The organism is Staphylococcus felis, assembly GCF_003012915.1.
Taxonomy (GTDB): domain Bacteria; phylum Bacillota; class Bacilli; order Staphylococcales; family Staphylococcaceae; genus Staphylococcus; species Staphylococcus felis.
This window is the reverse complement of sequence record NZ_CP027770.1, coordinates 1,424,639-1,437,004: the sequence shown is the minus strand read 5'-3', so window position 1 is coordinate 1,437,004 and position 12,366 is coordinate 1,424,639. Positions and strand designations below refer to the sequence as shown.

10 protein-coding genes are annotated in these 12,366 nt (G+C 35.0%); 2 read left to right on the top strand and 8 right to left on the bottom strand.

What is annotated here, in order from left to right:
• The first annotated feature begins 13 nt into the window (after window positions 1-13).
• The gene (gene yjbH, locus C7J90_RS06705) at window positions 14-802 is read left to right on the top strand and encodes a protease adaptor protein YjbH (RefSeq protein WP_103210367.1); all 789 of its coding nucleotides are present in this window, start codon (window positions 14-16) and stop codon (window positions 800-802) included.
• Between the two features lie 937 nt (window positions 803-1,739).
• Here yjbH and tnpA read toward each other — a convergent pair.
• The 5 genes from tnpA to spxA form a co-directional block, all read right to left on the bottom strand.
• Window positions 1,740-2,198 carry an IS200/IS605 family transposase gene (gene tnpA / locus C7J90_RS06700; protein ID WP_106465116.1) on the bottom strand — a complete coding sequence of 153 codons (459 nt, stop codon included), beginning with the start codon at window positions 2,196-2,198 and terminating at the stop codon, window positions 1,740-1,742.
• Window positions 2,199-2,549: 351 nt separating this feature from the next.
• The gene (pepF, locus tag C7J90_RS06695; RefSeq protein WP_103210555.1) at window positions 2,550-4,358 is read right to left on the bottom strand and encodes an oligoendopeptidase F; all 1,809 of its coding nucleotides are present in this window, start codon (window positions 4,356-4,358) and stop codon (window positions 2,550-2,552) included.
• Between the two features lie 73 nt (window positions 4,359-4,431).
• Window positions 4,432-5,397 (bottom strand): competence protein CoiA, encoded by a 966-nt coding sequence (locus C7J90_RS06690; protein WP_103210553.1) that lies wholly within the window; start codon window positions 5,395-5,397, stop codon window positions 4,432-4,434.
• 178 nt (window positions 5,398-5,575) lie between these two features.
• A complete protein-coding gene (locus tag C7J90_RS06685; protein ID WP_103210552.1) occupies window positions 5,576-6,292 on the bottom strand; it encodes an adaptor protein MecA in 717 nt (238 codons plus the stop codon).
• Between the two features lie 339 nt (window positions 6,293-6,631).
• Entirely contained in the window at window positions 6,632-7,027 is a 396-nt protein-coding gene (gene spxA, locus C7J90_RS06680) for a transcriptional regulator SpxA (RefSeq protein WP_103210550.1), read from the bottom strand.
• A 299-nt stretch (window positions 7,028-7,326) separates the two neighbouring features.
• On the opposite strand from spxA, the gene trpS reads away from it, so the two are divergent.
• On the top strand, window positions 7,327-8,319 hold the full coding sequence (gene trpS / locus C7J90_RS06675; protein WP_103210549.1) for a tryptophan--tRNA ligase: 993 nt from the start codon (window positions 7,327-7,329) through the stop codon (window positions 8,317-8,319).
• A 351-nt stretch (window positions 8,320-8,670) separates the two neighbouring features.
• On the opposite strand, the gene C7J90_RS06670 is transcribed toward trpS, so the two are convergent.
• From C7J90_RS06670 to C7J90_RS06660, 3 genes are read right to left on the bottom strand one after another with little or no spacing between them, the layout of a single operon-like run.
• Window positions 8,671-10,305 carry a peptide ABC transporter substrate-binding protein gene (locus C7J90_RS06670; protein ID WP_240622328.1) on the bottom strand — a complete coding sequence of 545 codons (1,635 nt, stop codon included), beginning with the start codon at window positions 10,303-10,305 and terminating at the stop codon, window positions 8,671-8,673.
• 46 nt (window positions 10,306-10,351) lie between these two features.
• Window positions 10,352-11,293, bottom strand: a complete 942-nt coding sequence (locus C7J90_RS06665; RefSeq protein ID WP_103210546.1) for an ABC transporter ATP-binding protein — start codon at window positions 11,291-11,293, stop codon at window positions 10,352-10,354.
• On the bottom strand, window positions 11,293-12,366 hold the full coding sequence (locus C7J90_RS06660; protein ID WP_103210544.1) for an ABC transporter ATP-binding protein: 1,074 nt from the start codon (window positions 12,364-12,366) through the stop codon (window positions 11,293-11,295). Before C7J90_RS06660 ends, C7J90_RS06665 begins: the two co-directional genes overlap by 1 nt.

Genomic DNA, 12,366 nt, shown 5'->3' with positions numbered 1-12,366 from the left:
GAAGGTGAAAAACATGACTGAAGAATTACGCGTTTTAATGGATAGTTGTCGTGAAGATTCAAATCTTTCACCTGTGAATAAAATTGAGATATACTCTTTTTTTGATCCATTCAGTCAAGAAAGTTTTAAACTTTCTGCTGTACTGTCTAAACTCAGAATTGAATACCGTCAATACATCCGTATTCGACATATATTAAACCCGTCTTTACGCGTGCTTACAAAATGCCAAGCACAAAGCACTTCAGATCGTGATAATATCGCACTTGCATTTAAAGCCGCGGAATTACAAGGTCGTGCACGTGCACATCGTTTTATGCATTTAATACAAAATGAAATCATACCAAAGCGCGATATTGTAACTGAAGAAATGATTGGCAAATGTATAATCAATGCTGGTTTAGACTTTGATGTATACCAAGATGATTTAAAGAATGGGCAGTTAAGAGAAAGTTTAAAAGTTGATTTGCACATTGCAAGAGAAATGGAAGTCGAAACGGCGCCATCATTAGTTTTTTTTAATGAAGATATTCAAGAAGAAGGCTTGAAAGTTGAGGGACTTTACCCGTATCATATATACACATATATTATCAATGAAATGATGGGCAAACCTATAGAAAAGAACCTCCCACCAAAACTTGCAGACTATATTCATCAAAAGCAGCTGGTGACGGAAGAAGAACTGTTAACAATATATGAATGGCCTGAAAAAACCTTAAAAAAAGAATTAAAGAAGTTAATCTTACAACAAAAAGTTGAAAAGTTAACCTACCCAAATGGAGAGTTTTGGAAATCCAAAATGTAGTTTGTCATTTCAGCTTACTAATATGCTTTGATAACGTTACGAGTCTGGGACATCAATCCCAAAATAACAGCGTAGAGATGATTCATGATTGAATCATCTCTACGCTTTTCTTTTATCAATCATTCGTATTGTTTGGGCTCTCAGTCAAATTGGACTGGTCGCATTAAATTAAGGCGTTATGCAATAATGGATTGCTTAACGCCTTTTTCGTTGTGTGATCATAAAGTCTTGAACATTAATGCCTCTTTTAATACGACATAAATCAGTAAAATTGAGTTAGTAAAACATACTTTATAACTTAGGGGTGTGAATAAATATAGCACATTTGATTGATTCCTAAGCCGAGACTTCTGAGGCATCTTGCCGTAACCGAAAATCCATTTTAAGATTGGGTAAGTTCAATCTTAAAATGAGTTGAGGTGAGGCGCCTAGAAAAGCGAGGCTTTATGGAACAATCAAATAAATGAAATTATTTATACACCAGTCCGATTTACTATAGAACCATTGTTTGGCTCGCATTTCCTAGGGGATGGGTCGAGCCGCGGTCTCGATGCTCATCCTATTCCCTCAGGCGTCTCGCCAACAATACGACATGATATACATGTAATTTTACATTAAAATACTTTAAAAAAAGACACTTTCGTATCATTGCATTAATCATCTCATTATAAGAAAACTTCGAGATATTTATGTCCCAGCCTGTTGTTTGTTATGATACGCTTTTTGTGAACTTCTACAAATGAAATGATTTTGAATTCATGAAGTATTAAATAAAGTCTTTGAATAATCAGGACCACCCGTAAAACGGGTGGTTTGCTCTTGGGCTATAAGCCCGCTTTACCGGCTAGCGTCTAAAGGCGCTGGCTTTTTCATTTCATGCTCAAGCCAAAATGCCATTGTCTCTTTAGCTAGCCTCTAAAGAGGCTTTTGACTAACTTCAATAACCCTTAAAAGGGTCTTCATATTCTCTTACGCTCAACTTATCAATCGCTTTATCGTGTTTTTCTTGATTCTGTATATATTTTTTTATCGTGGCTTCATTTAATCCAACTGTACTTACATAATACCCTTCTGCCCAAAAGTGACGATTTCCAAATTTGTATTTCAAATTTGCATGTCTATCAAATATCATCAAAGCGCTTTTACCTTTTAAATACCCCATAAAGCTTGAAACGCTTATTTTGGGTGGGATGCTCACTAATAGATGTGCATGATCTGGCATCATATGTCCTTCTATAATCTCCACACCTTTGTATTTGCACAATAACTTTATAATTTCAATAATTGATGGTCTGTATTGATTGTATATGATTTTTCTTCTATACTTTGGAGTAAATACAATGTGGTATTTACACATCCATTTTGTATGTGCTAAACTCTTGGCTTTATTAGCCATAAAAAATCCCTACTTTCGTTATTAATTTGGCTTGAACACCTTAATTATAACGCTAAGCAGGGATTTTTTTAGTATAACTTTTGTTGCCCACCCGCATAGCAGGTGGTTTATTGTTTCGCACGTTTTACGTGCTCAACTGACTGAAGTCATTAATAAAAAAACGCCGTGTTCTGACACGGCGCTAAACAAAGGGGATGGGAGAAATTTTTCACTTCAAACAAAGGGGTATGTTTGTTATGTGATTAATTTCATGCTGTTAATATAACATGTGTATTCCCATGTTTCAACCCTTTAACTCACAAAAATTAAACATTTCACAATTCCGCCATAATGTAAACGAATTCACTCTTATCAAGCTTTCATTAATTTTTCAAAAGCATCTAATTTTTGTTCAAATACTTTGCATGCATCTACTATCGGCTGAGGCGTTGTCATGTCTACGCCAGCATTTTTTAAAATTTCAATCGGATAATTTGAACTTCCTTTTTTCAAAAATTCGTTAATATATCTTTCCACTGCAGGTTTACCTTCAGTTAAAATTTGATGACTTAAACTTTGCGCTGCACTATAACCTGTTGCATATTGGTAAACGTAATAATTCATATAAAAGTGTGGAATACGTGACCACTCTTTACTGATATTTTCGTCAGTTTCAACAGTGTCTCCAAAGTATAAACGGTTAAGTTTTGCATATTCTTCATTCATGCGATTTGCAGTCAATGGCTCTCCTGCTTCTTCAATTTGATGAATTTTATGTTCAAATTCTGCAAACATGGTTTGACGGAATAATGTTGCACGAAAACGCTCTAATTCTTGGTTAAGCAATAAAAGACGACGTTTATCATCTAAGTGTTGATCCATATAATGACTTAATAACGCTTCATTACATGTAGATGCCACTTCAGCCACAAAGATAGAATAATCACTATAATTAGAAGGCTGATATTTACGACTAAAGTAACTATGCGCTGAATGCCCAAATTCATGTACAAGTGTATAAAGATCTGACACAGTTTCTGACCAGTTTAGTAAAATAAACGGATTCGTCTTGTGCGCACCTGATGAATAACCTCCTGATCGTTTACCTTTATTTTCATATACATCTACCCAGCGGTTTTCAAGACCTTCTTTTACTACGTTTAAGTATGTTTCACCCATTGGTTCTAAACCTTTAATCATCCACTCTACTGCCTCATCATATGGCATTTCAAATTTAATATCTTTAACCATTGGTGTATACATATCATACATTTTCAAATCATCAATACCTAGTAATTCTTGACGTAACTTAGTGTAACGATGTAACAATGGTAAATACTGATGAACAGTTTTGACTAAATTATCATAAACTGCTTCCGGAATATGATTATTACTCAATGCTTTTTCTCGTGCTGTTTTATAGTTGTGTGAACGTGCATTAAAAACATGCTTTTTGACTTCACCTGCGAGTGTTGCACTTAATGTATTATTGTATGCACCATATGCTTTATACACATTACGATATGCAGACTCTCTTAAAACTCTATCATCAGACTCTAAATATTTAATAAAAGTTCCTTGTGTCAATGGATGCTTTTGCCCATCTTTGTCTGTCACATCTTCAAACTGTAAATCCGCATTATCAAACATACTAAATACATTTCCCGGTGTTGAAAGCGCGTCTTGTGCTTCTGTTAACAACTTCTCTTTATCAGCATCAAGCACATGTGGTCGCTGTTTATTAAGCAATTCTAAATCAAACTCAAATCGCTTCAACCCTTCATGTGATTTAACAAATGATTGGAGCGTCTCCTCATCAATTTGTAGTAATTCTGGGACTAAGAAACTCCAAGCTGAACTCAATTTAATCGCCAGCTGATGTGCTCGCGCTTCAAAACCTGTATATTTGTCATTTGCAGTATCTTGGTCTTGTTTTAAATGCGCATAAACATAGACTGCTTCAAGTTCTGTCTCCACTTCATCTTCTAACAAAAGCGCTTGATATAACGTTTCTGCATCATCACCAAGATGACCTTTAAACTTCTCTTCTTGACCTATATATTTCTCAACAGTCTTAAACGCTTCTTCCCAAGCTTCGTCACTTTCAAAAATAGTCGTTAAATCCCAAGTATATTTAGGATATTTTTTTTCCTGTTCTTCTCTCGTTAATTGTTGGCTCATCATATATTCCTCCTCTAAACGAATAGACTTATTTTATTTTCTCATTTTCATGCAAACAATGCACATCATATCCTCATATTTTTAAAAATTTACAATATTTTCGGATAATCACTTGAATGATCTCTTCTATTTGAATATTAAAATGATAAAATGATCTGATTTTCATCAATTCTTTGAGTGATTCATTTGCAGGCACCTTACACTGGAGACAATAGAGAATGGTTAATTGCCAAAGTACTGGATGCGTGTGAAAGTATAATTGTTCGGGAAACAAATAGCCTGTTAGCTTGCATATTTGCGTATCCGATAGTTGTAGTCGATAAGCTAAAGATAAAGTGGGTTCTAACACACTATTTTTTCGTCTACATTGGGCTAAATAAGAAAGAATTCGTGAAGTTGATAATTTTCGCACTGGACAATGGTTTTCATATGAGGGCGATGTCATGTTCACACATTGGACGACTGTCATCACTTCCTTTTGAGCATAAAATTGTTTAGAAGTAATGGGGATAAGATGGGTTAATCGAATCAAATCGAGAGTGCTTGGCTCAATACACAATAATTCCCGTTTGGATATATTGATACATGTTTGATGCAATTGGCTCAATTGAAAAAGCCCTTTATTTGTTACAGGTAAACGAGTTAACCAAATAACGTCATATCCAGCTTTTATTAGTCCGTTCGTTCGATTTTGCAATTGATTAGGAGAAATAGAGCTTAACTGTACTTCAATTGCTGTTTGACCTACTATAATATCCGGTACTTGTTGTATATACGGAATCCATTCTTCCACACGCACAGAATATCCTTGATTTAAAAATTGTTGATATAAGTGCATCTTATACTGAAGATGTTCAAAAGATTCGGATTGATATTTAAAGTGAGATGTACAATCTTTTTGATGTGCAAAATGCGCTATTTTATGTTGTCCTTGCCGCAGTATAACCTTTTCTTTACAAATAGGGCAATAATAACACTCCGCCTTTAATGCATGTTGTGCTAACACTTTTTGATGCTTTTGATTTAATGCGGTTAACATATAAGACCTCCTTATATGTATACACGCTAATGACTTAAAATTTACTTTCAAATAAAAAAGCTGACTTACGTTGGAGATTACTATCTCCAATTAAGCCAGCATTCGTTAGAAACTGTTGCGATGCTATTCCATTCGAATTATAGTTTTCAATCATAACATGATACGAGTATTTCTGATATTAATCATCGAGTGGAAAATAGCGCTTAACTTGATCTATAACGTTATGGCTCATGACAATTTTACCGTAATCATCTAAATACAGCTGTGTCGTGTCACTAGGAGCTGCAAATTCTAAAATTTGACCGTAATAATCATGAATCTCTGTTTCAGATACTGTATCATCAAAATGTACAACATAGTAATATTGGTGATCTAGCATGTACAACAAATCTTCAAATTGCGTTAAGCTTTGATTATTTCGATATGCATATTCAATAATGGCTTCTAAACTGTCAAATTTGAAAATGACAGTACGTGGCATCACTCGATTATTTCGCCCTTTACTTGTTGCTTTTGAATATTGAGATTGCGAAGACACTTCTTTTGAATCACTCTCTTCATTTTCTTCTTTGAGTGATTGCGATAACAGTTCATTAAGTTGGTTATCCAATTCATCGAAAGCACTGTCCTCTTCAGACATATTCACAATATCTTCATTTTTAGATTTAGATATCGTAACCTCGACACCTTTTTCAAAAGCATGCACTTGAATCCATAAAGGCCCTTCAACTACGAAATCTTCCTCTTCATTGACCTCTTCCATTACTGACCAGAAGAACTCTTCGCCTCGTTTACGATTTGTCCATAAATCTTCACGTTTAAATCCGCGTGCCTCAATATCTGTATATGTGATAAATAGTTTAACAGTCATATCATCTATACGTTCTATTCTCATATCATCTCACTCCTTACAGTCGATGAATAGTATCACTATTGTATTAGACAAGCAATAAAATTACAATCGTTTTGATTATATATATCATTTTATATACATTCCTACACTTTTATCATAACATAAAGTAGTCATAGACTCTTCTATGCAATAAGATAAAACCACAAAAAGAGTAGAGTCCCCCCATATAGCGGAAACCCTACTCACAACACATCATTACGTTGAAAGATTTAGAAATTTCATGTTTAGAACCATTTGTTAAGTATACGCAACAAACGTTTTTCATTATGAAGATATCATCTAACCTATCAAGACGTAGAAATCATGCTACACAATATTTATTTAGTCGACCATACGTTGTGCTTCTTGAAGTTGGAACGTACGTACAGTACGAGGTAAGAAACGACGAATTTCGTCTTCGTTGTATCCCACTTGAAGACGCTTATCATCTAAAATAATAGGTCTACGTAAAATACCCGGATTTTGTTGAATAATTGAATATAAATCTTGAAGCGGTAAAGCATCAATGTCTACATTCAATTTTTGATATGTTTTTGAACGTGTAGAAATGATTTCATCTGTACCATCTTCAGTCATTTTTAATATTTGTTTAATTTCATCTAATGTTAAATGTTCTGAAAAAATATTTCGCTCCGTATACGGAATGTCATGTTCTTGTAACCATGCTTTCGCTTTACGGCAAGATGTGCAACTTGGTGAAGTAAATAGTGTTACCATACATCTCACTCTCCTAATTTAATAAAAATAAGTGCTCAGACATACTCACTTCAATGATAGTTTGTGTCATCTCTTGCTTCTTATTTTACGTTATGATTATATTATAAGGTTTTAACATTAAAATTAAATGAGAAAACCATAATAATTGTTCATTATTTCAAATAATCAGACTTTAGTATGATATGAACAATGAACTAAGTCTCACTCATTTGATATATTTATCATATCACAACTTACAATCAAAAGAAATACTGTTACAATAGGTTATAGATATCAATCGGAAAGAAGGTAACTTAATAATGAAGACTTTATTTTCAGGGATACAACCTAGTGGTATCCCTACAATAGGAAACTATATAGGTGCTTTGAAACAATTTGTTGATATTCAAAATGATTATGATTGTTATTTTTGTATTGTAGATCAACATGCCATAACAGTGCCTCAAGATAGACTTAAATTAAGAAAGCAAACGCGTCAACTTGCAGCAATCTATCTTGCATCAGGCCTTGACCCAGAGAAAATAACATTATTTATACAATCAGAAGTGCCTGCTCATGTACAAGCAGGTTGGATGCTTACAACGATTTCATCAATTGGTGAATTAGAACGCATGACTCAATTTAAAGATAAATCACAAAAGCAAAACGATGGTATTCCAGCAGGACTATTGACATATCCACCACTTATGGCAGCTGATATCATTCTTTATAACACAGATATTGTTCCCGTAGGTGATGATCAAAAACAACACATTGAACTCACACGTAATTTAGTTGATCGTTTTAATAGTCGTTACAATGACATTTTAGTTAAGCCTGAAATCCAAATGCCTAAAGTTGGTGGTCGTGTGATGAGCTTACAAGACCCAACCAAAAAAATGAGTAAAAGTGACGATAATCAAAAGAACTTCATCTCACTTTTAGATGAACCTCGCCTAGCAGCAAAAAAAATCAAAAGTGCTGTGACTGATTCAGATGGCATTATTAAATATGACAAGGTAAACAAGCCAGGTATTTCAAACTTATTAACAATTTACTCTAGCCTTACAGATGAATCTATTGAATCGTTAGAAGCGCGTTATCAAGATCAAGGGTATGGTACATTTAAAGGTGATTTAGCTGAAGTGGTAGAACAATTTTTGATTGACTTCCAAGATAAATACCGTATTTTTTATGAATCAGACGAATTAGACACTATATTAGATGCCGGCAGAGATAAAGCACATCAAACTTCATTCAAAACGCTCAAAAAAATGGAAAAAGCAATGGGACTTGGTCGTAAGCGTAAATAAAAGTAAAAAACAGTCTGGGACATCAATCCCAAAATAACAGCGTAGAGATGATTCACGATTGAATCACCTCTATGCTGTTATTTTATCAATCATTCGTATTGTTTGGCTCGCATTTCCTAGGGGATGGGTCGAGCCGCGGTCTCGACGCTCATCCTATTCCCTCAGGCGTCTCGCCAACAATACGACGTGATATACATGTAATTTTATATTAAAATATTAAAAAAACTTTCCTATCATTGAATGAATCATCTCATTATAAGAAAACTTCGAGATTTTTCGTAAATTCTTACGAAAACCTCGAAGTTTTTCGATTGCTGAAGTATTATGTCTTAGCCTCTTTTTTTTGAATGATTATTTTTTCTTTTTACCTGTTTCACGGTCAATACGCTTATCAATATAAACGTGTTTTAATGATGTATCTCCACCAGAAGAATGATAGATTAAATTTTTCACTTGTGGATTCGTTAAATGCGCCTCACCCTTTTGATAAATTGGTGCAATAGGCGCTTCATCAAGTAATAGTTGTTCCGCATCTATCAAAACTTGATTTCTTTCATCTTCTTTTTGAAGTAAGCTTCCATTTGCTTCTTTTAACATCGCGTCATATTCTTTGTTCGACCAACCTGTATTATTTGAGGCATTACCAGTTGTCATAATTGTTAAGAAAGTCATAGGATCTGGATAATCAGGTCCCCAACCAGACAATGAAATCTCATAATTTTCACTTTGTTCTCGTGCGACACGCTGTTTAAATGGCAATTGTTGAATTTTAATAGTTACACCCGGCAGGTTCTTTTCAATTTGGGCTTTAATAAACTCTGCTGAAATTTTTGATGCTGGTGTATCTTCTGTATTTAATGTAAATGTGAACGTATCCTGTTTTAACTCTTTTTTCGCTTTTTCAAAGTTCTTCTTAGCCTTTTCAGGATTATAAGTTAAATCCGAATGAATTTGTTCAGAAAAGTCTTTTCCGTTTGGTGCTTTTGCCGTACCTTCAGCTGTAAACTTATCACTTGGTGCTGATCCATTATTCAACACTGAATTAACGTAGGCCTGCTTATCAATAGCTTGTGAGAAAGCTTTTCTCAAATCTTCATTTTTGAAAGCATCCACTTGACCTTGGTTTAGTTTTAAGAAAAATGTAGAGGATAAGAGACGTTTAAATAACGCTGGTGAATCCTTATATTTATCGACTTGTTCTGCTGAAATTGTCGTATCATCGACAGAACCTGTATCATATAAAGACGCTCCTGCTTGTCCATCTTTTAATACTTTAAAGTTAACTTTATCAAGTTTGACTGCATCTTTATCCCAATAGTTTTCATTTTTTTCAAGTAATATTTTGTCTTCTACAGCCCAATCTTTCACTTTAAATGGACCGTTGTAAACCGAACGCTCTGCAGACGTACCATAGCGATCGCCATATTTTTTGACTACTTTTTCGTTTTGTGGCATAAAAGTACCAAAAGCTAACATCTCTTGGAAATAAGGTATCGGTTTAACGAGTTTGATTTGCAATGTGTAATCATCCAATGCCTTCACGCCTAGAGTGCTAGGATCTTTCTTACCCATATTAATTTCTTCTGCATTTTCAATATCATACATGATGTACGCATATTCAGCAGCCGTGTCTGGATTTAGTACACGTTTCCAAGCGAACTCAAAGTCATGAGCCGTTACCGGATCCCCATTTGACCACTTGGCGTCTTCTCTAAGGTTAATTGTAAATGTTTTGCCTCCATCACTCACTTTTGGATCTTCTTTAGCGACACCTGGGATGGCTTGATCATCTTTGTCTAATGTATATAAACCTTCGTATACTTGATTATAAATATCAAAACTCACTTGATCTGTTACTTTCGCCGGATCTAATGACGTCATATCTTGTGGAATCACTTTGCGAAATACTTGACCCTTGTCATCATAAATCCCCTCTGCATTGCTACAAGCTGCTAATATAAGCAATGTTGATAATGCAATCATCATAAGCTTAAAGCTTCGTTTTACATTCACATTCATTCCCCCTCTCCTATTAGGCTTGCACCTTCTGTAATTGATTTTGATATGTCACAAATTCGTCGTCTGTTGCTAATACATAATGGTCTGGCGCAATAGACCTAAATGAACGTACTTCATCTTTTGATGTGTCCACATCATATATTATTCGCTTTCGTGTTCGTTCACTATCGGGATCAGGCTGTGGTACCGCAGATAGCAATGATTTTGTGTAAGGATGTACAGGATTATGATAAATTTCGTCTGCTGTTCCAAGCTCCACAATACGACCTAAATGCATTACCGCAATTCTATCTGAAATATATTTGACCATCGATAAATCATGAGCAATAAATAAGAAAGTAATGCCGTGTTCTTTTTGTAACTTTTGCATTAAGTTCACAACTTGAGCCTGAATAGATACGTCTAATGCTGAGATAGGTTCATCAGCTATAATGAATTCAGGTTCAACAGCTAACGCTCTAGCTATTCCGATACGTTGACGCTGTCCCCCTGAAAATTCATGAGGATAGCGATTGGCATGACTTTTTCTTAACCCAACCGTCTCTAATAAGTCGTATACACGTTTTTTTCGATCTTTACGATCTTTTGCTAAACCGTGAATATCAATACCTTCTGCCACGATATCCATTACTTTCAATCGTGGATTTAATGAGGCGTAAGGGTCTTGGAAAATCATTTGTATTTTTTTATTAAACTTCAATAAATCTTTACGCTTTTTAATATTTTGTATATTAATGCCTTCATACAACACTTGTCCATCTGTAACATCATTCAATTTGATAATCGCTTTTCCTGTTGTTGACTTACCAGAACCTGATTCACCTACAAGACCAAATGTTTCTCCTTTATAGATTTTAAAGGAAATATCATCAATGGCGCGCACTTCATTTTTTTTACCTTTATTGAAGTATTGTTTGAGATTTTTGACTTCGACTAAGATTTCTTTTTCAGCCATTAAAACGACACCCTTTCTACACGTTCTGGTTTTTCAAAATTATGTGGCATAACCCTTTGTTTTCGTTGGACCATGGGTGGCGGATCCACTTTAGGTGCACGTTCATCAAGTAACCATGAACGTACAAAATGTGTGGGCGATACTTTAAACCAAGGTGGGGGTTCTTTAAAATCAATTGCCAAAGCATACTCGCTGCGTGGCGCAAACGCATCACCTTTAGGAGGATGAATCAAGTCTGGAGGCGATCCTGGTATCGCGCGTAATACATCGTCACCTTTTGTATCTAAATCAGGCATAGATGACAATAATCCCCAAGTATATGGATGTCTTGGATCATAGAAAATCTCATTCACATCTCCAGTTTCAATCATTTGCCCACCATACATGACAGCCACACGATCCGCTACATTTGCAACAACACCTAAGTCATGTGTAATAAAAATAATTGATGTATCGATTTTTTTCTGTAACTCTTTCATCAAATCTAATATTTGAGCTTGCATCGTTACATCAAGTGCTGTTGTTGGTTCATCTGCTATTAATATTTTAGGTTCGCATGCAAGTGCTAAAGCAATAACAATACGTTGACGTTGCCCCCCTGAGAATTGGTGAGGATAAGCATTAAAGCGCTCCTTGACCCGCTTTAATCCTACTAACTCCAACAATTCTATCGCACGTTTCTTTGCGTCTGATTTGTTCAAGCCGATATGTTTAATAATTGGCTCCATGACTTGTTTTCCTATTTTCATTGTCGGATTAAGCGAAGTCATTGGATCTTGGAAAATCATGGATATTTCTTTTCCGCGTAATCGCATAAGCTCTTTTTCCGTTTTCTGCGTTAAATCTTCTCCATTAAAAATAATATTACCTTTTTTAATTCTCCCAGACGGCCCTTGAAAAAGTTTAGTAATTGCTTTTGTTGTCACCGATTTACCTGATCCAGATTCTCCAACAATCGCCAATGTTTCCCCTTTGTTTAAATATAAATCGACACCACGAACTGCTTGCACTTCTCCTGCTTCAATATCAAAGGAGACATGCAAGTCGTTGATTTCTAATACGCGTTTTTCCAT